Here is a 21808-nt window from a genome sequence, read left to right on the forward strand (position 1 = left end):
TAAACGCCTGTGGCGCGGCGATCTTCAATTGTGTCCGAAATGCGTCTGCGGCACGGCAGAACGGCCACAATCGTTAACCATCCGTTACGTTTCCCAAAGCAAAAGCAACTCCACGAGCAAGGTCATGGAGTTGCTTTCTTAACCTGTGACGTCCTGCGGTCGTTCACCGCGCGACGCGGTCCTCGCGGACCGGGGGCAGCCCCTCCCCTGACAGGTTTGGGTGGCCCGCCGGTTACCTGGCGGGCCGCTGCATCACTTCTTCACCAGCATCTGCGCTTCGTGCTTCTTCAGGATGCGCCGCGCGGCGACATAGTCGTCGATCCCTTCGCGGGTCTCGAGCTCGGGGAAGAGTTCGAAGAGTTCCTGACGCTGCGCGTTGCCGACGCCCTTCAACGAATGGTCGCCCGGCTGGAAGCTCTCCGACCAGGTGCCGTCCGCGAGCACCACTTCGTGCTTTTCGAACATAAAGTGCACATAGGTCAGCGACTTCACATCGACCTGCATCACACCCTCGTTGTCGACAAGGTGCTTGGCCGAGGCCAGCACTTCGCGTTCGTCGAAGTAAAGCGTGGTGCGTTCGTTGGCGACCAGCATCCGGTGGTTGGGCGACACCATCATGTCGCGCTCCGGAAGATTCGGCCCCAGCGCGCCTGCCTTGATCAGCACCGGCTTCAAGTGCTGGCTCGAATGGAGCGCCCGCCAGTCGAGCGCCTTGTGCCCGACCCAGGCGATGTCCTGGATGCCGTTGTCACGGGTGATGACCCGATCGCCCTCACGCAGCTCCTCGACCGGAACCTCGCCCTTCGGCGTCGCGATCAGCGTGCCGGGGGTGAAGCAGGGAACGACGTCCTCGATGTTGAAGAACTCCATCGTGCCGACCGAGTTGCCCTGGTCGTCGAAGAATTCGACCATGCCGTTCTCGACGTTGGACGGGTCCTTCGTGACGATGAGCGATCCGCCGACCGGTGCCGACCCGGTGAGGTCGAGCGTGTCGAAGTCGTCTCCGCCCTCGCCGCCATCGACCACATCGCCCGCGTTGACGTTGACGAAATAATCCCTGTCGTCGCCGCCATCCATGGTGTCGTTACCGGCACCACCGTCGATATAGTCCTGCCCCTTGCCACCATAGAGCTCGTCGTCGCCGTCTCCACCGAAGATGGTGTCGTCGTCGATCCCGCCGTCGATGTAGTCGTCGCCCTCGTCCCCGAAGAGGACATCATCGTCGTCCTGGCCATAGATGACATCGTTGCCTGCACCGCCGTGGATGATGTCCTTGCCGTTCTCGGGTCGCGGATCGAGGAAGGTGGGCGTGACGCTGTCCGGATCGTTGCTGTCGGCATCGCCATAGTCGTTCACCGGATAGGCGTCGTCCTCGAGGTCAAGGATGTCGGGCGTATTCGGGCCCAGGCCACCCCAGATCTCGTCATCCCCGTCGCCGCCGTCGATCACATCCGCGCCGTGACCGCCGATGATGTAATCGTCCCCGGCATCGCCCTTGAGCGTGTCGTCGTCGAGACCGCCGTCGATGGTATCGTCACCATCGCCGCCATAGACCACGTCGGCATCGTCGCCGGTCAGGATGGTGTCGTTCCCGGCCCCGCCATAGACCACGTCCATGTCGTTGTAGGGGTCGGTGTCTTTCGGCACCAGATCGTTGGGCGTGAGCGGGCCGAAGGGCCAGTTGTCGACCGTCTCGCCCGGCACGAAGCCGTGATCCGAGGCCTCGGTCGGCGCCCGCGTGTCGATGTAGTCGTCCCCGTCACCGCCATAGGCCACGTCGTTGCCGTCGCCGCCGTAGATCTCGTCGTCGCCGTCACCGGCCCGAATGATGTCATCGCCTTCGTAGGCCTCGATGATGTCGTCGTTCGGTCCCTTGTCCGGGAAGATGTTGTCTCCCGCGTCCACGAGGTCGCCTTCCGGGTCGCCCGTGTAGCTGGTGTCGATCACATCGTTGCCGGTGGTGCCCTCGACGATCCCGTCGTTGATCATCAGGGACACGGTCGCCGTATCGGTGCCGCCGTTCCCGTCCGAGACCGTATAGGTCACCGTGGCCGGCCCGGTGACGTCCGTCGCGGGCGTGAAGGTGATCGTGCCGTCGGCATTGATCGTGGGCGTGCCGAAGCTCGACTGCGCGTCGATCACCGAAAGCGGATCGCCGTCCGGATCGCTGTCGTTGGCCAGAACGGCAAGCACGATGGGCGTGTTGATCGGCGTGCGGGCCGTATCGTCCACGGCATCGGGATTGGCGTTCTGGCCTGGCTCGGGGTTGACCACAACGGTCACTGTCGACGTATCTGTCCCGCCGTTTCCGTCGGAAATCGTATAGGTGAAGGTATCGGTCCCGGTGAACCCGTCATTGGGATCGTAAGTCACGGTGCCATCGTCGTTTTGCGTGACGGTGCCATTCGTGGGCGTGCCAATGTCGATGATGTCAAGCGGATCGCCGTCCGGGTCGCTGTCGTTGTCGAGCACCGGAATGACCACGGGATCGCCGCCTTCTGTCACCACCAGATCGTCCTCGGAGTCCGGGTTGTCATTCACCGGATCGACCGTCACGGTCACGGTCGCCACATCGGTCGCGCCGTTTCCGTCGGTCACCGTGTAGGTGAAGCTGTCGGTTCCGAAGAAATCCGCGTTCGGCGTGTATTTCACCGTGCCGTCGGACAGGAGCTCGGCCGTCCCGTTCGTGGGCGTGCCCAGGGCGGTCACGGTGATCGGGTCCCCCTGCGGGTCCAGGTCGTTGGACGTCACATCGACGATGAGGGCGGTATCCTCGTCGGTGTCATAGGCGTCGTCTACCGCATCGACCGTATTCGGCCCAGTCATACCCACCGACACGGTCACCGTCGCGATATCCGTCGCGCCAAGCGCGTCGTCGATCGTGTAGGTGAAGGTGTCGGTCCCGGTGAAGCCCGCGTTGGGCGTGTAGGTAAAGACCCCACCTGCGAGCGAAATCGTCCCGTTGGCGGGCGGCGTGGAGCCGATGACGCTGATCGCGTCGCCTTCCGGATCCGTGTCGTTCGCCAGCACGTCGATGGCCACGGGCGTGTTCGCCGCGGTCGAGGCCGTGTCGTCCACGGCATCCACCTCGTTCACCGGGTCGACCGTCACCGTCACCGTGGCCGTGTCGGTCGCGCCGAACTGGTCCTCGATGGTGTAGGTGAAGGTGTCGGTGCCGAAGTAGTCGGCGTTGGGCGTGTATTTCACCGTGCCGTTGGGCAGAAGCTCGGCCGTGCCGTTGCTGGGCGTGCCGACCGCGATCAGATCGAAGCTGTCGCCTTCCGGATCGCTGTCGTTGGCCAGCACATCCACGATGACCGAAGTATCCTCATCCACCGTCGCCGCATCGTCCACGGCGCTGACGGTGTTCTGCCCACCCTCCATCACGCGCACCGTGACGGTCGCCGTGTCGGTCGCGCCCTGGGCGTCGTCGATGGTGTAGGTAAAGGTGTCGACGCCGGTGAAGCCCGCATTCGGGGTATAGGTGAAGACCCCGTCCACGTTCGTCACGGTGCCGTTGGCCGGCTGGGTCGAGGAGATCACGCTGATCGCGTCGCCCTCGGGATCGGTGTCGTTGGCAAGGACGTCGATCTCCACCGCCGTCCCCGGCGAGGTCGTCGCGGTGTCGTCCACCGCGTCCGTAGTGTTCTCGTCATCGGGTTGCACGCCGATCGAGACGGTCGCCGTGTCCGTGCCGCCGTTGCCGTCGGTCACGGTATATTCGAACGTATCGGTCCCGATGTAGCCGGCCTCGGGCGTATAGGTCAGCGTCCCGTCGGGGTTCGCCGTCACCGTGCCGTTCGAGGGCTGGGTGTAGTCCAACACCTCGAGCGGGTCGCCGTCCGGATCGCTATCATTGGCGATCACGTCGATCACGACCGGGCTGTCCTGCTCGATCACCACGACGTCGTCGTCGGCGTTCGGGTCGTCGTTCACCGGGTCCACGTTCACCGTCACGGTCGCCGTATCGGTGGCGCCGTAGATATCGGTGATCGTATAGGTGAAGCTGTCGGTCCCGAAGAAGTCCGGATCGGGCGTGTATTGCACCGTGCCGTCCGCCAGCAGCGTCGCCGTCCCGTTCGCGGGCGTGCCCAAGGCGGTCACCGAGAAGCTGTCGCCCTGGGGGTCGAAGTCGTTGTCGGTCAGGTCGACGATGATCGAGGTATCCTCGTCGATATCGAGCGCATCATCCTTGGCCACGACGGCGTTGTTGCCGTTGGGCGTGACGTCGATGGTAACGCTGGCCGTGTCGGTGCCTCCGTTGCCATCGGAGATGGTGTAGCTGAAGCTCTCGGTCCCGATGAAGCCCGCATTGGGCGTATAGATGAACTCGCCCGGGTTCGCGCCAGCCGTGAGCGTGCCGTTGGCGGGCGCCCCGATGAGCTGGGTGATCTGGAGCGGGTCGTTCTCTGGGTCCGTGTCGTTGGCCAGCACGTTGAAGGTCACCGGCGTGCCCGCGATGGTCGAGGCCGTGTCGTCGACCGCGTCCGGGTTCGAGTTGGGCGCGGCCCCCACATCGACCGAGACGGTGGCCGTGTCCTGATTTCCGGCGCCATCGGTGATCGTATAGGTGAAGCTGTCCGGCCCGGTGAAGCCGTCATTGGGCGTGTAGACGAGGTTTCCGTCCCCATCCTGGGACACGGTCCCGTTGGTCCCGTTGGTGAAGCTGTCGATCGAGATCGCATCGCCGTCCGGATCGCTGTCGTTGGCCAGCACATCGACCGTGACCGGCGTGCCTTCGGTGGTAGAGGCCGTGTCTTCCACGGCATCCGGCGGCAGGTTGCCATCGCCGACCGAGATCAGCACCGTCGCGGTGTCCTGACCGCCGTGGCCGTCGGTGATCGTGTAGGTGAAGCTGTCGGTGCCCTCGAAGCCCGCATTGGGCGTATAGGTGAAGGTGCCATCGGCATTGCCGCTGATCGTGCCATTCGCCGGACCGGTCGCCTTCAACACTTCAAGCGGATCGCCGTCGATGTCGGTATCGTTGGCCAGGAGGTTGAGCGTGACCGGCACACCGGGATCGGTCGAGGTCACATCGTCAACGGCATCCGGCGCGTCGTTCTTCGGGCAGACGTCCACGGTGACGGTGGCCGTATCGGTGCCGCCGTTTCCGTCGGTCACGGTGTAGGAGAAGCTGTCCTGACCGTTGAAGTCCGCGTTGGGCGTGTACTTCAGCGTCCCGTCCGGGTTCTGCGACACGGTGCCATTTGCCCCTTGGGTGAAGCTGCCGACGGTCAGCGTGTCGCCTTCCGGGTCGCTGTCATTGGCGAGAACCGGGATATCGACCGAGCTGTCTTCATCCACCATGATGGTGTCGTCGACGGCATCCGGCGCATCGTTCTGGGCGCCCACGTCCACGGTGACGGTCGCCGTATCGGTCCCGCCGTTTCCGTCGGTCACGGTGTATGTGAAGCTGTCCTGGCCATTGAAGTCCGTGTTCGGCGTATAGGTCAGCGTCCCATCCGGGTTCTGCGATACGGTGCCGTTCGATCCTTGAGTAAAGCTGTCGACGGTGAGCGTGTCGCCCTCAGGATCGCTGTCGTTGGCCAGAACAGGAACGACGACCGAGCCGTCTTCGTCGACCGAGGCGCTGTCATCCACGGCGTCCGGGTTCGTGTTCTGCGGGTCGGTCACGATCTCTTCGATCTGGCTGAAGGTCAGGACCTTGCCGTTCGAGAAAGTCACCGTGCCCTTGAAGGCACCCGCGTCGCTGTCGTCCGCGGTCTGGTCGATGGTGACGCGGCCCGCGCCGGTGAGGTCGAGCACGTCGCGGTCGGTGGTCTGGACGGGGCCGTTGCCGCCGATGACCGTGTCGCCCGCGCCGTCTTCGCCACTTGCCACCACGAAGGTGTCATTGCCGCCTTCGCCATACATGAGGTCGGCACCCGCGCCGCCCGTGATCGTGTCGTTGCCCTCGTCATCGGGCTCACAGGCCGCACCATCCGCCACGTCGAAGTAAACGTCGGTGACGTTGATGCCCGAATTGTTGGGGCCGTTCTGGGCATGGTCGATGACGATCTTCGCCACCGGACCCGCGATCTGGACCAGGGTCGAGTATTCGGCGGCCGTGTCTTCCAGATAGCCGCCGTTCGAGTCGATGGTGTCCTTGCCCAGCGTGCCGTCGGTGTCCTTCAGGGTGACCTTGGAGCCGCCGGTCAGCTGAACCGCGATCTGGTTCCCGTCTGCGTCATAGGCCTTGATCGTGACAAGCCCGTCGCCGTCCACGTCGTTGACGCGGAAGGCCACGTTCTCCACGGCGTTCGAGAAGGACAGCTCATAGGAGGCGTCACGCCCCTGCCCGCCCGTCTCGGAATAGAAGGACTGCTTGGCGTTGATCGTCTCGGAGCCGCTGTCGATCCCCGAAACATTCTGCGCATCGGCGGCGTAGGACGAGGTCACCCCAGCGTCTTCGGAGACGATCTTGAAGGACACGTCCACATTGCCGGTGTTCTGCGCAAAATCCTGCGCGTCGGACCCGGCCGGTTTCGTCCAGTTGAAGCTCTCGCGCACCATGGTCGGCGCGGGCGTGCCGTTGACCAGACCGTGGTCGCCATAGAGCACGTCGTTCCCGGCGCCGCCGTCGATGGTGTCATCACCGCCCTCGCCATAGATGATGTCGTCGCCGTTCATGCCCAGAAGCGTGTCGTTGCCCGCTTCGTCCGGCAGGCAGTCGCCTTCGGTGGTCGCCGTGAAGTAGACGTCCGTCAGCTGCACATGGCTCGTCGACGAGCCCGTGATGTCGTGCTCCACCACGATCTTGTCGACAGGACCCGCAATCTTGACGAGAAGCGAGTTCTGATCTGCGGTCGCCGGCGCGTCCGAAGCCTTGGCCGTCGCCACATTGCCCGAGACACCCACCTTGGTGCCGCCTGTCAGATCGACCTCGACGGCCTTGCCATCGACATAGGCCCAGACCTTGACCGACGAACACTGGTCGATGTCGTTGATCCGGAAGCTCACGTCGGTGACGTCCTGATCGAAGGCGAGTTGGATCTTGGCGTCGTCGTATTTGTCGTCGCCTTCGAGCGCGAGGCCGGACTTGGCGTCGGCCCCGGCGTCGAGGCCGGACACGTTGCCGGCGTCGTTCTCGAACTCGACCTGCGCGTCCGAGGACTTCGACACGACCGACATGGTCACATTGACGGATCCGGTGTTCTGGGTGAAGCCGGCGGTGTCTTTCTCATCCGCATATCCCGGCGCTGCGTCCCATTTGAAGACTTCACGCGTCTCGGTAGGAACGTTGCCATCGCGGGTTTCCATGTCGCCGTGAATGACGTCATTGCCCGACGAGCCTTCGACGTAATCATCGCCGCCCCCTGCATAGATCTCGTCGTAGCCCGCGCCCGCCTTGATCACGTCATCGCCGCCGAAACCATAGATGATGTCGTCATTGCCAAACTCGCCCGGCAGCACGGCGTCGTTGTTGTCGACCATGTCTCCATCCGGATCGCCGGTGTAGGAGGCGTCGATCACGTCGGCCCCGTCGGTGCCTTCGACGATGCCGTCGAGCGACGCAGCATCGGGCACGGCGTTGAAGCCCATATCCGTGATCTTGACCCAGCCGCTGTCCTTGTCGGAGGCACCGTTGTCGTGGATGATGACGAGCTTCGTGATCGGACCCGCGACGGAGACGGTCACGTTGTCGCGGGTGCTTTCGCCGCTCAAGCCGCCGTCGATGTTCTTGCCGCCCTCGACGCTGTTGCCGGTCGCGGTAATGCCGCTGTCGGAAGCAAAGGAGAAATCCACGTCGACGAGGTTCCCGTCGGCGTCATAGGCGAGCACCGTCACCTTGTCGTCCCAAGTTTCCGACAGAAGCCAGTTGTTGTCCTGGTCCACGTCCTCGATCTGGAAATTCACGTCTGTCACGGCCGCGCCAAAGTCGATGATGGTCTGTGTCGGGTTCTGCACGCTCGCGGAGTGAAGTTTGCCATCCGCCATCGCGAAGCTGTCGCCGTCGCCATTGCCTGGCGTCGAGACCGAAACCGAAACGTTCTGGTTGCCGGTGGCGGACACGAGCGCGGCAGAGCCGTCGGACCCGGTGAGGTCCCAGTCGAGGCGGTAATCGCCGGACGGCTGCCAGGTGGAGGAAGTATTGGAATTGAAAGTCATGTCACTCTTTCCCTTGCTCAAATCCGCGCCGTGCGATGGGCTGGCTGGTCACGTTGCGGTCATAGGTTGCTGACCGGGGAAACGGGCCCCCGGCGACGGTGTCGCTCATTCGTGTCGCTTGATGGGTGCGAACGCCGCCGGCGCCCGCAGCGCAGGCGCGGGTCCCCGGATCAAGTACAGGCAAAGACGTCATGTCCCTCAGTGTCCCCTCGACATCGGTGTTCGTTCCGACCCAAGCGTCGAGCGACATCCGGACCACGGATTGCCCGCACACTCGGCACCGTCACAGCCCAGAAGGAGAGAGATCGGACCCCGTGGGACCGGCGTGATTGGAAAAGACGAAAAGCCCCCCGGCTCGTTCCCACCATCACGCATGCCGGATCCGCCCAAACGAGCGACACGGCACACACCTCTAACCCTCGGAAAATACCGTGGCTTCGCGTGCGGCCGCCCCCGTGGCCTATCAGACATCGCCCCCCAGTTGGGCAGGGCCACGTTAGCCCGGAGGAACTGGCTAAAAAAGGGATTTCTAACGATAAAACGGCGATTTGCGCCGCGCCTTTGTTAACGAACCATTACCTACGGAGGTGCCAGTTGCGAGATCCACGACGCGCATTGTTTCAGTTGCTCCGACGATCACAACCAAAAGACGAGCGCGCGATTGTCTGGGTTGTGGCGATCTCCTCAGAAGACGGCAGGTTATCCACAGAAATGGCCCAAGAGCGGCGATCTTGTCCCCAGGTCACTGTTGTCGCAACGGAAACAATGGGTCCCACATGGCAGACCGTCGACTTTGCCTCATTTCCGCCACGATCAAAGTGACCGAGCCTTCGAGCGTCGTTCACGATTCGATGCCAATCCACGCAGGCAGCCTGTTCTGTCCGCGGCCAAGCCTCTCGAAGGGCTCGCGATTTCCGAATCACAGAAAGCGACCCCCTTGCGTGGCCACGCGCTCTCGCCCCTGACATTCGCGACCTGCCGGGAACGCCGTCGAAGACGCGGTATCGCAGGCCACGACCGGAAAAGGCGCAGAACCTGGCACGAAACCGCCGATCAGATTGTGAGGCTGGTACCCGAGGTCGGACTCGAACCGACATGACCTTGCGGCCGGGGGATTTTGAATCCCCTGCGTCTACCATTCCGCCACTCGGGCCCCGGTGGCTGATCTATCCGCCGGGCCCGATGGCGTCAACGGTCGACTGTCAGAGCCGGGCCGCATTGAAGGTGTCGCAGGCGCGCATGTCGCCGGTCTGATATCCGGTCATAAACCAGCGCTGGCGCTGGGCAGAGGTGCCGTGGGTAAAACTCTCGGGCATGGGCACCCGACCGGCGTTGCGCTGGAGCGTGTCGTCACCGATCTGGCGCGCCGCGTTCATCGCCTCCTCGATGTCGCCGGGTTCGAGCGAGCCGAACTGCGCTTCGGCATGACGTGCCCAGATCCCGGAGTAGCAGTCGGCCTGCAACTCGATCATGACCGAGATCGCATTGGACTGCTCCTCACCGGAGCGCGCCCGCACGGCATTGGCCTGCGACAGGGTGCCCAATTCGTCCTGCAAGTGGTGCGCGACTTCATGGGCGACCACATAGGCAGCGGCGAAATCGCCCCGTGCGCCCAGTTGCCGCGACATCGTGGTGAAAAAGGCCGTGTCGAGATAGACCTTCTTGTCGCCGGGACAATAGAAAGGCCCCGTCGCTCCCGAGGCCCCGCCACAGGCGCTTTGCGTGACGCCCTTGTAGAGGACCAGCGTGACCGGGGTGTAAGATTCTCCCACCTGTTCGGGAAAGACCCCGGCCCAGACATCTTCGGTATCGGCTAGCGTCACCGACACGAAGTCGGCCGCCGCTTCGTCCTCTGCGGTGATCTCGCCGCCACCCTGCCCCGAAGCGACCTCGTTCAGGATCGGGGTGACGTCGACGCCGGCGAAATAGCCGACCGCGAGGATGATCAGAAGCCCGACCCCTCCGATGCCCCCGACCGCGCCGCCGCCCATCCGTCGGCGGTCCTCGATGTTGCGGCTGCCACGCCGTCCCTGCCACTTCATTGCGCGATCCCCCAACACCAATGCCTGCTTCACAACCAGTTCAACGCCTACCGGTTCCTCAGCGCAAGTCGCGACCTTGACCCCAGGGGCGTTTTCGGTCCTTTTGGCCGCAAAACGGGGTCGCCGGGGACAGGCATGCTGAGAAAACTCTACGACTGGACGATCGGTCTGGCACGCTCGCCCTATGCGCTCTGGGGGCTCGCCTTTGTCGCCTTCGTGGAAAGCTCGGTCTTCCCGATCCCGCCGGATATCCTGCTGATCCCGATGATCATCGCCGCGCCGCGCCGGGCCTTCCTTTATGCCGGCGTCGCCACGGTCGCATCGGTCGCCGGGGGCGCCTTCGGCTACTACATCGGGGCCTTCGCCTTCGACAGCATCGGCAGGCCCGTTCTCGAGTTCTATGGCAAGACCGACGGCTTCGACCAATTCACCCAGCGCTACAACGAATGGGGTGCCTGGGCGGTGCTCGTCGCGGGTGTCACGCCCTTCCCCTACAAGGTGATCACGATCCTCTCGGGCGCGACCCATCTGTCCTTCCCGGTCTTCATGATCTCCTCCCTTATCGCGCGCGGCCTTCGGTTCTTCGTGGTCGGTGCGCTTCTGTGGTTCTTCGGCGAACCGATCCGCGATTTCATCGAACGGCGGCTCGGGCTCGTCTTCATCGCGCTGGTCGTCCTGCTCTTCGCAGGGTTCTATGCCGTGACCTTCCTGCACTAAGGACATTTCATGCAACGCTTCGACTGGAAAACCCTCGTCCTTGTCGCCACTCTCGGGTCGGCGGCGCTTCTTGGCGGGGCGTTCATCTTTCAGGCCTTCGGGATTCCCCCCTGCAAGATGTGCTACTGGCAGCGTTACCCCCATGCCCTCGCCATCGCGGTCGGTGTTCTTGCGCTGGCTCTGAAGCGGAAATGGCTCGCTTGGATCGGGGCGCTCTCGGCGCTGACGACGGGGCTGATCGGCGTCTTTCATTCCGGTGTCGAGCGCGGGCTCTGGGAAGGTCCGTCAAGCTGCACGGGCACCGCGGGTGCGGGCCTGTCGACCGCCGACCTCATGGATCAGATCATGAATGCGCCGCTCATCCGCTGCGACGAGATCGCCTGGCAGATGGCGGGGCTGACCATGCCCAACCTGAATGCGATCTTCTCGATCGGACTGGCGGTGATCTGGGTCGTGGCGGCGCGTCGCCCCGCCTGAGCCATTGGCGGCAATCACTTGCCGTCGAGTTTGCGCCCGACCTGCCGCATCATGCCGTGGAACATCTGCACGTCCGCCTTGGTCAGCCCCAGGCGCGTCCACATGTTGTGCAAGACGACCTTCATCCCCGGAGCCTTGTCCGGCGGGAAGAAATAGCCGATCCCGTCGAGCCGCTCCTCGTAATGTCGGGCGAGCGCCTCCACTTCGACCTGCGAGGCGAAATCGGTTCTGGCCAGGCCGTCCACGGTCGGCTCCGCCTCGATCGTCTGGCGACCCCATTCATAGGCGGTGAGCAGCACCGATTGCCCGAGGTTGAGCGAGGCGAAGGCGGGGTTCACCGGCACCGTGATGATCGCATTCGCGCGCATCACGTCCTCGTTCTCGAGCCCCGCACGTTCCGGTCCGAACAGGATGGCGACCTTCTTGCCCGCCGCCTGCATCGCCCGCGCCTCGGCCATGGCGCGTTCGGGGGTGCGCACAGGTTTGGACAATTCGCGCGCGCGGGCGGTTGTCGCGTAGACATAGTCGCAGTCCGCGACCGCCTGCGCGAGGTCCGGAAAGACCCCCGCATCGTCGAGCAGACGTCCCGCCCCCGAGGCAAGCGCCACGGCGCGCGGGTTGGGCCAGCCGTCGCGCGGGTCCACGATGCGCATGCGGGTGAGCCCGAAATTGAGCATCGCCCGTGCGGCGGCGCCGATGTTCTCGCCCATTTGCGGGCGGACGAGGACGAAGGCGGGCTGAGGACCGGGAACGGCGGTCTGGGGTGCGTCTGTCATGCGCGCGGTGATACGACGCGACGTGGCACGGGGCAAGGGACGCGGTGGACGTCCGTCGCCCGAAAGGCCGGGCCTGCCGACCGCATGGCCAAAGGCTCCAAACCCCTGTAAAAGGCCGCGAATCCACGCAACAGGTGCGACATGTCCGAAGACCTTCCGCAACTCTACCTCGTGTCGCCCCCGCAGATCGAACTGTCGAGCTTTCCGGGCCTTCTCGCCCGCGTGCTCGACACGACCGAGGTGGCCTGTGTGCGGCTCGACCTAGCGACGCGCGACGAGGACACCATCGCGCGGGCGGCAGACGCCTGCCGCGAGGTGACCCACGCCCGCGACATCGCGCTGGTCATCACGGATCATGTGCTGATGGTGGAACGGCTTGGGCTCGACGGTGTCCATTTCACCGATGGCGCCCGCCATATTCGCAAGACCCGCAAGGACCTTGGGCAGGACACCATCGTCGGCGCCTTCTGCGCCACGTCGCGTCATGACGGGATGACCGCTGGCGAGGTCGGGGCGGACTACGTGTCCTTCGGTCCGGTCGGCACCTCGAACCTTGGCGACGGCACTCAAGCCGAGCCCGAGCTATTTGCCTGGTGGTCGGAGATGATCGAAGTGCCGGTCGTGGCGGAAGGCGGGCTGACTGCGGATCTGATCCGCGAACTGTCGCCCATTACCGACTTCCTCTCGATTGGCGAAGAAATCTGGGGCGCCGACGATCCGGCCGCGGTGCTCGCACGCCTCGCTGCTGCGCGGGTCTGACGCGACCGGCGACCGGTCTTTCCGTCAATCGGGACTAGCGCATCCTCCGCATGAGTTTCGCGCTTTGCTTGGCGCGTGCCGCAGCCTGCCGCGCGGCCTTTGCACGTTGCCGGTCCTCGGGGGTCATGTCCTCGGGGGCCTTGCTCCCCGACTTGCCCCGACGCGACGCACGGTCGATCCCAGCGTCGACGCCCTTGTGCACGAGCCGTCCGACGACCATGCGGATGACCATGGTGATCAGTCTTTCAATGTTCATCTGCCTGCCTCTGGCTGTTTCGACCACCCTATCAGATTGCGTCGGGCCTGTGAATCGGCAAGTCCCTATTCCTCGAAGAGCTCGGACTGACCCTCGTCGTCGTCGTCTTCCTCGTCCTCTCCGGCCACCTGCGCGCCGGGGATCGGACGGTTCTCGAGGAGACCCGCCGCACGAAGTTCCTTCAGTCCCGGCAGGTCACGCGCGCTTTCCAGCCCGAAATGGTCAAGGAACCCCTGCGTGACGACGAAGGTCACAGGTCGTCCCGGCGACATCTTGCGGCGTCCGAAGCGGATCCATTCCATCTCGATAAGCTGGTCCACGGTCCCGCGCGACACGCTGACGCCGCGGATCTCTTCGATCTCGGCGCGGGTCACGGGCTGGTGGTAGGCGATGATGGCCAGCGTCTCGATCGCCGCGCGCGACAGCTTGCGGGTCTCGACCGTTTCCTTCTGCATGAGGTAGCCAAGGTCCGGCGCCGTGCGGATCGCCCAGGCATCGCCCACCTTGATGACGCGCACTCCGCGCCCTTCATAACGCTTTCGCAAATGCACCAGCGCTTCGGCCGGGTCCGAGCCATGGGGCATCCGCGCCGTCAGCTCGGTCACCGTCACGGGGTCGGCGCTCGCAAAGAGGATGGCTTCGACCATACGCTCCTGCTCGCCCATGGGCGGGGCCTCGAAAAGGCTCTTCTCGGCTTCCATCGGCGCGTCGCCACCGTTTTCACTCATCGGGCTTCCTGCGGATCTGAATGGGGGCGAAGGTTTCGCCCTGCCGAATCTCGATCGCGCCACGTTTGACGAGCTCGAGCGAGGCCGCGAAATTTGCCGCCGTCGCGGACCGGCGCTTGGCGGGGTCGGTTTCCCAGCCGTCGGGCAGATAGGACATGATGTCGGTCCATTCGCCGGCGAAACCGATCAGGTGACGCATCCGGTCGAGCGCCTGTTCCATCGACATGATCGCATCCCGGTCCATCACGAAGGGGCGGAATTCGTCGCGTGTGCGGATCCGCGCATAGCCCTGCATGAGGTCCAGAAGCGTCGCCGTGAAGGTCACGCGACGCGTGCGTTCGACGACCTCGACCTGCCCGCGTGCGAAGAAATCGCGCCCCAGCTGGTCACGAGCCATGAGCTTGGCCGCTGCATCGCGCATCGCGGCGAGCCGCTCGAGCTGAAACGCCAGATGCGCGGCGAGGTCCTCACCCGAGGGTCCCTCGTCGGTGGGATCGGGCGGCAGAAGGAGGCGCGACTTGAGAAAGGCGAGCCAGGCCGCCATCACGAGGTAATCCGCCGCCAGTTCGATCCGAAGGTGCCGGGCGCGTTCCACGAAGACCAGATATTGCTCGGCCAGTTGCAGGACGGAAATCTTGCGCAGGTCGACCTTCTGGGTGCGCGACAGCATGAGAAGCAGGTCGAGCGGCCCTTCGAAGCCGTCCACGTCGACGATAAGCGCCTCGGCGGCAAGGCGCTCTGTCACCGACAGGACGTCGGACTGGAAATCGTCGTCGCTCATGAGTTGGGGTGTCACCCGGACCGATGCGTCATCAGGTCCCGAAATTCCGCGTCGAGCGCGCCAATGTCAACATCAACAGGCTCGCGCCGCCAGGTGAGCGCCTCTTCCGCCCGCTCTGCCGCCCGGCCCGTAAGCCGTCCGGCGGCCTCGACGATGGGCGCCATTTCGGCCATGTCGCCATTGCAGTGCAGAACGATGTCGCAGCCAGCGCCGAGCGAGGCTTCGGTGCGCTCGGCGAAGCTGCCGGTAAGCGCCTTCATCGACAGGTCGTCGGTCATGAGTAGCCCGTCGAACCCGATCGTCTCGCGGATGATGCCGATCATCCTGGACGAGGTCGTCGCGGGGTTCTCGGGGTCGATGTCGCGATAGACCACATGGGCGGTCATGGCGAGCGGCAGGCCCGCGACGGACTGGAAGGCCAGGAAATCCGACACGCGAAGTGCCTTTTCCTTCGTGGTGACGACAGGCAGCTCCAGATGGCTGTCCGCCGTGGCACGCCCATGTCCGGGGATATGCTTGATCACAGGCAACACACCGCCCATCACCAGCCCCTCGGCCACTGCCCCCGCGATGTCCGACACGCGCACGACGTCATTGCCGTAACACCGGTTCTTCAGGATCTCGTGGGTGTCAGGCTGCACGAGGTCGACCACAGGCGCGCAGTTCCCGTCGATGCCGAGCGCGCGGAGCTCATGCGCGATGATCCGGTAGCGCAGGCGCATCGTATCGACCGCCTTGCGCGGGTTGAGCTTCACCTGTTCGAGCGCGGGCAGCCAGTCGCGCCAGACCGGCGGGCGCAGCCGTGCGACACGCCCGCCTTCCTGGTCGATGAAGATCGGCGCCTCGCGCCCGACAGACTCCCGCAACTCGGTGGTGAGCCAGCGGATCTGGTCCGGGTCCTCGAGGTTGCGGGCAAAGAGGATGAAGGCCCAAGGATCGGCGGCGGCGAAGAATTCCCGCTCGGCACGGGTCAGGCGCGGTCCCGCCAGCCCAAGGATCGTGGCCCCCGCGCCCATCGGTCAGCGCGTCACGACGGGAATGCAGTTCGCGTTGCCCGCCATGAGGGCGGCGCAGAAGCGGCGCGCATCGGACAGGTCGTCGAAGCCCATCACCCGCAGGCGATAGAAGGTCTTGCCACCCGACGAAGCCTCTTCGATCACGCGGGACTTGTCGCCCATGTAGTCGGAGAAACGCCCGGCAAGTTGGTCCCATTCCGTCCGTGCCACATCGACGCTGTCATAGGCCCCGATCTGGACGAGCCGCGTGCCCACCGGGATGTCCGCGGCGCTTACCTCGGCCACGGCGCTGGAGGTGGCGGCCAGAAGCGGATCGGACGACGGGTTTGCCGACGACCGGGCAACCAGCGCTTCGGGGCGCGGTCTCGGGCGCGGCGAGACGGCCACCCCCGGCGTGCTCGCGTCGACCAGATCGACGCTGGCGCCAAGGACCTCGGTTTCGTCGGTCATGGTCAGGTCCGCTTCCTCGCCCGAAAGCGGTGCCGCACCATTGGCGATCTGCTCGGCCATGGCGAGCGCGGCAGCGCGCGCCGCGTCGTCATCCGCATCCACCCCGGCATCGGGGAGCGCCTCCTCGACAGTGGCGGAGGCGGGCACGATCTGGGCGTCCTGCGTGGTCTCCAGCGGTTCGGACCCGAGCGCTGCCGCGACGGCGGGCACGTCTTCTTCCGAGAGCTGGTCGGACGCCGGAGCGAGCATGACCTGGGAGGCCGGACCTTCGGCGGTCCCTTGCGCGGCGACGTTGTTGACCGCGAGCCCCTGATGGGCAGCTTCCGATCCACCCTCGTCGTCGGGCGCCACGCGCATCGGCCCTTCCAGAGCGGCGACGACCGGGATCTCGGTCACATCCCGCATGGCGAGCTTGTAGCCCCAGACCGCGAGCCCTGCGACGAGCGCGATGGACAGAACCGCCCCCACGCCGTTCATGGCCCGAGTGACGGCCCCGGCATGTCCGGGTTCCTCGGCGAAAGGCGCATCCTGCCAGTCAGGCTCGGCTCCGTTTGCGGGCGCAGCCCCTGCATGACCGTATGGCTGCTGCGCAGGATATCCGGTCTGCGCATATTGCGCGTGCGGCGGCTGGTGGCCATGAGCGTGCGGGCGCCGACCCTGAGCGGGTGCCGGTTGCCGGTGAACAGCCTGCGTTGGCGCATGGGATTGAACATAGGCCGGCGGCCGCGCGGCCGGTTGCTGGGCTGCCTGCCGGTAGCCCATGTGGTGGGACGGTGCAGGCTCCGGCATTTGAGAGGCGGGCATCTGGCGGGGAGCCGCAGCGGGATAATGGTGGTGTTCGCGGTACTGGCCCGCGCCCACCTGCGCCTGCGGTCGCGGCGCTGTCTGGGGTTGTGGAGTCTGGTGCTGCGGATCGCGGCGTTGGATTTGCGGCTCGAAGGCACGATTGCCCTGCGAACCGGCTCTCATGCCGCCACGTGGTCCGCCCTGTTGATCTGCGTAGTGAGAGTCGGGGAATACGGCCCCGGGACCGCGCCAATCAGCATTCGCCATAACCTGCCTCGCTCGGCGTTCGGGGCGCGTCCGCCCCTTCGCCGTATCTGCCGTTTCTCGCCTTGCCCGGAATTTGCCGATCTGTCGTCGGATGCTTGTCCGGGCGCCTCATCACCCGGTCGGGTCGCGCCTGTAGGTCAGCGCATTTCCTCGACCGGAGTCACGCCAAGAATACCAAGGCCCGATGAAATCACAATGGAAACGGCTTTCGGCAGGGCAATTTTCGCCGCTGTTGCGAGAGGGTCACTCTCATTCAGGAAGCGAAGTTCCGGGTGATCGTTGCCCTTGTTCCAAAGGGCGTGGAAGTCGCTGGCGAGGTCGTAAAGGTAGAAAGCGATACGGTGCGGTTCATGGCCGCGCGCGGCGATCTCGACCAGCCGCGGCCATTCGGCGAGCGTGCGGGCGAGCTTCAGTTCGGCCTCGTCGGACAGCGTCGGCGCGGCGGGCGCGCGCACGCCCATATCCGCCGCCTTGCGCAGAACGGAATGGACCCGGGCGTTCGCATACTGGACATAGAACACCGGGTTGTCTTTCGACTGCTCCATCGCCTTGTTGAAGTCGAAATCGAGCGGCGCGTCGTTCTTGCGGGTCAGCATGATGAAGCGCGTGACGTCCGGACCGACTTCATCCACCACGTCACGCAGGGTCACGAAGGTCCCGGCCCGCTTGGACATTTTGAAGGGCTCGCCATCCTTGTAGAGCTTGACGAGCTGCGTGAGTTTGATGTCGAGCGGCACCTTGTTGTCGGACAGGGCGGCGACCGCCGCCTTCATCCGTTTGACATAACCGCCGTGGTCCGCGCCGAAGACGTCGATCAGCTGATCGAAGCCCCGCGTCACCTTGTCGTAGTGATAGGCGATGTCCGGCGCGAAATAGGTCCAGGCCCCGTCCGACTTCATGATCGGCCGGTCGACGTCGTCACCGAAGTCGGTCGACTTGAACAGCGTCTGCTCGCGCGGCTCCCAATCCTCGGGTAGCTTGCCCTTCGGCGGTTCGAGCGTGCCCTTGTAGATCAGACCCTTGGCCCTCAGATCCTCGATCGCGGCTTCGATCTTGCCGGTGCCGTAGAGGCTCTTCTCCGAGTAGAAGACGTCCATCTCGACGCCGAGCGCGGCGAGGTCTTCGCGGATCAGGTCCATCATCCGGTCGGTCGCGAAGTCGCGCACTTCTTCGAGCCAGAACTGCTCGCCCTTGTCCACGAATGCGACGCCCACCTTGGTCTTGAGCGCCTCGCCCACCTCGATCAGGTAGTCGCCGGGATAGGTCCCGTCGGCGAACTGCACCTCCTGCCCGTGAGCCTCGAGATAACGCAGGTAGACCGACCGGGCGAGCACGTCGACCTGGGCGCCACCGTCGTTGATGTAGTATTCCCGCGTCACGTCGTAGCCCGCGTATTCCAGCAGCGCGGCAAGCGCGTCGCCGAAGACCGCGCCCCGGGTATGGCCCACGTGCAAGGGTCCCGTGGGGTTGGCCGACACGTATTCGACGTTGACCTTCACGCCCTGCCCCAACGTGCCACGCCCGTAGTCGGCATCGGCGAGAATGCCAGCGACGAGACCCGCCCAGATGCCAGGTTCGAGCCTTAGGTTGAGAAACCCGGGACCGGCCACCTCCGCCGTCGCGATCCTGCTGTCGGCGGCAAGCTTGGCGGCCAGCCTTTCGGCGATGTCGCGCGGCTTCAGCCCGGCGGGCTTGGCCAGCACCATGGCGGCGTTGGTCGCCATGTCGCCATGCGCCGCGTCACGCGGCGGTTCCACGGCCACGTTGGCATAGTCGAGCCCCGCGGGCAGCGCGCCCTCGGCCACCATCGCATCGAGCGCTTCGACGGTGAGGGCACGAATATCGGCGAAAAGGTTCATCGGAACACCTGTTTTGGGGCGGAAAGGTCTGGCGGGGTCTACCACGTCGCCCGCCAAGGTCAACGCTGCACGTGGCCGGCCCGCCGTGGTTCAGAGGCGGGAACGGACGTCGGCACCGCCAATAAAGCGGCCATGCGTTTCGATGGCGAAGCGGTCGGTCATGCCGGCGATGTAATCCGCGACGATCCGCGCGAGTGCGGTTTCATCCGCGGCCTTCGCGACATCTTCGCGCCATTCGCTGGGCAGGTAGTCGGGGTTCTCCATGAAAAGCGGGAAAAGCTCGTTCACGATCATCGTCACCTGCTCGCGCATCTTCACCACGGAAGGGGCACGATAGACCTGCCGGAACAGAAAGCCGCGGAGCTGCTTCAGCTCTTCCCACATGCCGGGCGAAAAACGGATGAGCTGCTGGCCTGCATGGCGCACGTCCCAGGCACTCCCGGGATTGGCCTTGTTCATCAACCGGAAGCTCTCACCCAGCACATCCTCGACCATGAGGCCGAAGACCCGCCGCAGAGCTTCGTGAAAGCGCCGGTTGGCATCGAGCGTCGGGTATTTCTCGTCCACGTCGGAGAAACTGCGCGCGACCATGTCGACGGTGCAGATGTCGCGTTCGGTGATGAGTTTCGCGCGGATCGCATCGTGAAGGTCGTGGTTGTTATAGGCGATGTCGTCCGAGATCGCGGCCACCTGCGCCTCGGCACTTGCATAGGTGTCGAGCTCGAGATCGTGCTTTGCATCGTATTCCGCGAGCGCCACGGGAAGCGGGCCGGTAACCGGACCATTGTGCTTGGCAATGCCTTCGAGGGTTTCCCAGGTCAGGTTCAGACCGTCGAAATCGGCATAGTGCCGTTCAAGCGATGTCACGATCTTCAGGGCCTGCGCGTTGTGATCGAACCCGCCATAGGGCTGCATGAGCGCGTCGAGCGCGTCCTCGCCCGTGTGGCCGAAGGGCGTATGGCCAAGGTCATGCGCCAGCGCCACCGCCTCGGTCAGATGTTCGTTGAGACCGAGGGTCCCCGCGATCGTGCGGGCGACCTGCGCCACCTCGATCGAATGGGTCAGCCGGGTGCGGTAGTAATCCCCTTCGTGTTCGAGAAAGACCTGCGTCTTGTGCTTCAGGCGGCGAAAGGCCGATGAATGGATGATCCTGTCCCTGTCCCGCTGGAACGGAGAACGGAACGCGCTCTCCTCTTCGGGGTACAGTCGACCCCGCGAATTCGCCGGATCACACGCATATGTGGCTCCCATGCCCGATTGCTTCCCTTGTCGCCTCTTCTTTCCCCCCATATATTCGGCTTCAACGCCAAGTAAAACAGGGTGCCTCACATGGACCTAAACCTGCCTCCCAAAGTGACCGACCGTGCCTTTGCCCGGCTGGGCGAAATCGGCGCGGGTCAGGACGGAAAAGCGCTTCGCGTCGCGGTCGAAGGCGGCGGATGCTCGGGCTTTCAGTATGAGATCACGCTGGCCGAACCGGAAAACGGCGATCTGGTGCTGGAAGGTGCCGGCGAAAAAGTGGTGATCGACGAAGTGTCGCTTCCCTTCCTGACCGGCGCGACGATCGACTTCACCGAAGAGCTCATCGGCGCGCGTTTCGTGATCGAGAATCCCAACGCATCGAGTTCCTGTGGCTGCGGCGTGTCGTTCTCGATGTGACGCTAACGCACCCAGACCATCCCGGATAAACGTGGATCATCAAAGGTTTCCGCGCCGAAGCTCAACCTGACATCGGGAAAATCGCACAGCGCCTGAGCGCCCGTGCGCGACAGCCGTATGCGCCATGTCTGGCGCTTGCCCGGTGCGCGTTCGGCAAAGACCCGGCAGGACAGCACCGCCAGATTGGCACGCGCCCCCGGATCACGGACCGAGGTGTAGCGGATCAGGTCGCCGTCAGCCTCCCGCACCGCCTCTTCCAGCGCCTGACAGGCTGCATAGTCGACCGGATCGGTCCAGAGCGCTGCATCGTGAGCGAGCGGCGCAGAGGTCAGGTCGATCGCCCGGTCGGTCGACAGTCGCACCCCGAGCGCGGTGTAATCCGCCGGATTGGCAGGCCAAGGGGTATCGGGGCTCTCGGCATAGAACAGAAACCGGTAGAACACCATTTCCGCCACCGCCGTTTCCACTGCCTCGGCCCCATACCACACCCCTGGCGTCATCCCCGCCCGGCGAAACCGGGACCCGTGCGGATAGGGCCCGTCATAGCGAAACGGTGTCGCGAGGAGGTAATCCAGCGCCCGGCACTCGGGCGGCACGGGGGGCTTTGACTCCTCCAGGATGTCTTCGAGCACGGACTGCTCGTCCAGGCTGTCGACGAGCTTCAGGGTCGACACCCGATGCTGTGCCTCGACCAGCCGCCAGGCCCGCCCGCGCCAGGCGCGCCGTTCAGAGCGGAGCGCGTCGGGCGTCCAGGTATTGCGTGACACGCACCAGCCCCTCGACATTGCGGATCGCCTGCACCGGCGCCATGCCAAGCGCCCGGTTGTCCGCGACGAGCCAGGCACGCGCCACGGCCTCGTCGCCGCCGGTGATCGCATCGAGCGACCGAAAGAGCCGCAGGAATAGCGCCGCGAGTTCAAAGGGTTTCGAGCCGTCTTCCAGCACCCAGGCGCCCTTGGCCATGCGCGACACGGTCGGCCCCGATACGCCGATCACCTCGGCCAGCCGCGCGCCGGTCAGGCCGAGCCGCGTGGAAGCGGACAGGAGCGCCTTGGTGAGCACGGTGCCCCTGTCGGACACGGCAGCGGAATTCAGCTTGTGGATGGTCATGGCACGATCCTTTCGG

Annotated in this window: 17 protein-coding genes and 1 tRNA gene; 4 read left to right on the forward strand and 14 right to left on the reverse strand. The window is 64.8% G+C overall.

All coding sequences use genetic code 11. The features are described from left to right. Positions 1-252: 252 nt before the first annotated feature. The 3 genes from KJP29_RS13230 to KJP29_RS13240 form a co-directional block, all read right to left on the reverse strand. Positions 253-8109, reverse strand: a complete 7857-nt coding sequence (locus KJP29_RS13230; protein WP_218464005.1) for an Ig-like domain-containing protein — start codon at positions 8107-8109, stop codon at positions 253-255. A 1067-nt stretch (positions 8110-9176) separates the two neighbouring features. Then, positions 9177-9262: transfer RNA gene (locus tag KJP29_RS13235), tRNA-Leu, on the reverse strand. Positions 9263-9311: 49 nt separating this feature from the next. Further along, positions 9312-10151: a neutral zinc metallopeptidase gene (locus tag KJP29_RS13240; RefSeq protein ID WP_218464006.1), complete on the reverse strand. Its 840-nt coding sequence runs from the start codon at positions 10149-10151 to the stop codon at positions 9312-9314. A 135-nt stretch (positions 10152-10286) separates the two neighbouring features. Between KJP29_RS13240 and KJP29_RS13245 the strand changes: the two genes are divergently transcribed. Next, positions 10287-10868: a YqaA family protein gene (locus KJP29_RS13245; RefSeq protein ID WP_218464007.1), complete on the forward strand. Its 582-nt coding sequence runs from the start codon at positions 10287-10289 to the stop codon at positions 10866-10868. A gap of 9 nt (positions 10869-10877) precedes the next feature. Further along, complete coding sequence (locus KJP29_RS13250) at positions 10878-11345, forward strand: disulfide bond formation protein B (RefSeq protein ID WP_218464008.1); 468 nt, start codon at positions 10878-10880, stop codon at positions 11343-11345. Between the two features lie 14 nt (positions 11346-11359). On the opposite strand, the gene KJP29_RS13255 is transcribed toward KJP29_RS13250, so the two are convergent. Then, the gene (locus tag KJP29_RS13255) at positions 11360-12121 is read right to left on the reverse strand and encodes an RNA methyltransferase (protein ID WP_218464009.1); all 762 of its coding nucleotides are present in this window, start codon (positions 12119-12121) and stop codon (positions 11360-11362) included. A 141-nt stretch (positions 12122-12262) separates the two neighbouring features. Here KJP29_RS13255 and KJP29_RS13260 point away from each other — a divergent pair, with 141 nt between their 5' ends. Next, positions 12263-12880 (forward strand): thiamine phosphate synthase, encoded by a 618-nt coding sequence (locus KJP29_RS13260; protein WP_218464010.1) that lies wholly within the window; start codon positions 12263-12265, stop codon positions 12878-12880. A gap of 34 nt (positions 12881-12914) precedes the next feature. Here the strand turns inward: KJP29_RS13260 and KJP29_RS13265 are convergent, their stop codons facing one another. The 8 genes from KJP29_RS13265 to KJP29_RS13300 form a co-directional block, all read right to left on the reverse strand. Further along, positions 12915-13136 (reverse strand): hypothetical protein, encoded by a 222-nt coding sequence (locus KJP29_RS13265; protein ID WP_218464011.1) that lies wholly within the window; start codon positions 13134-13136, stop codon positions 12915-12917. Between the two features lie 65 nt (positions 13137-13201). Further along, positions 13202-13864, reverse strand: a complete 663-nt coding sequence (gene scpB / locus KJP29_RS13270) for an SMC-Scp complex subunit ScpB (protein WP_218464012.1) — start codon at positions 13862-13864, stop codon at positions 13202-13204. Then, positions 13857-14645, reverse strand: coding sequence for a ScpA family protein (locus KJP29_RS13275; RefSeq protein WP_218464013.1), 789 nt, complete (start codon positions 14643-14645; stop codon positions 13857-13859). The genes scpB and KJP29_RS13275 overlap by 8 nt, the downstream gene beginning before the upstream one ends. A gap of 11 nt (positions 14646-14656) precedes the next feature. Beyond that, on the reverse strand, positions 14657-15661 hold the full coding sequence (gene nagZ, locus KJP29_RS13280) for a beta-N-acetylhexosaminidase (protein ID WP_218464014.1): 1005 nt from the start codon (positions 15659-15661) through the stop codon (positions 14657-14659). A 3-nt stretch (positions 15662-15664) separates the two neighbouring features. Then, positions 15665-16588 carry an SPOR domain-containing protein gene (locus KJP29_RS13285; protein WP_218464015.1) on the reverse strand — a complete coding sequence of 308 codons (924 nt, stop codon included), beginning with the start codon at positions 16586-16588 and terminating at the stop codon, positions 15665-15667. Next, the gene (locus KJP29_RS13290) at positions 16585-16812 is read right to left on the reverse strand and encodes a hypothetical protein (RefSeq protein WP_218464016.1); all 228 of its coding nucleotides are present in this window, start codon (positions 16810-16812) and stop codon (positions 16585-16587) included. The genes KJP29_RS13285 and KJP29_RS13290 overlap by 4 nt, the downstream gene beginning before the upstream one ends. Before the next feature lie 489 nt (positions 16813-17301). Then, the gene (argS, locus tag KJP29_RS13295) at positions 17302-19023 is read right to left on the reverse strand and encodes an arginine--tRNA ligase (protein ID WP_218464017.1); all 1722 of its coding nucleotides are present in this window, start codon (positions 19021-19023) and stop codon (positions 17302-17304) included. A 90-nt stretch (positions 19024-19113) separates the two neighbouring features. Next, positions 19114-20274, reverse strand: a complete 1161-nt coding sequence (locus KJP29_RS13300) for a deoxyguanosinetriphosphate triphosphohydrolase (RefSeq protein WP_218464018.1) — start codon at positions 20272-20274, stop codon at positions 19114-19116. Between the two features lie 78 nt (positions 20275-20352). Here KJP29_RS13300 and KJP29_RS13305 point away from each other — a divergent pair, with 78 nt between their 5' ends. Continuing rightward, positions 20353-20682, forward strand: a complete 330-nt coding sequence (locus KJP29_RS13305; RefSeq protein ID WP_218464019.1) for an iron-sulfur cluster assembly accessory protein — start codon at positions 20353-20355, stop codon at positions 20680-20682. A 2-nt stretch (positions 20683-20684) separates the two neighbouring features. Here KJP29_RS13305 and KJP29_RS13310 read toward each other — a convergent pair whose 3' ends face one another. Beyond that, positions 20685-21449 (reverse strand): RES family NAD+ phosphorylase, encoded by a 765-nt coding sequence (locus KJP29_RS13310; RefSeq protein WP_218464020.1) that lies wholly within the window; start codon positions 21447-21449, stop codon positions 20685-20687. Next, positions 21409-21792 (reverse strand): MbcA/ParS/Xre antitoxin family protein, encoded by a 384-nt coding sequence (locus tag KJP29_RS13315; protein WP_218464021.1) that lies wholly within the window; start codon positions 21790-21792, stop codon positions 21409-21411. Before KJP29_RS13315 ends, KJP29_RS13310 begins: the two co-directional genes overlap by 41 nt. Positions 21793-21808: the final 16 nt, after the last annotated feature.

Source organism: Maritimibacter sp. DP1N21-5, assembly GCF_019218295.1.
Lineage (GTDB): Bacteria > Pseudomonadota > Alphaproteobacteria > Rhodobacterales > Rhodobacteraceae > Maritimibacter.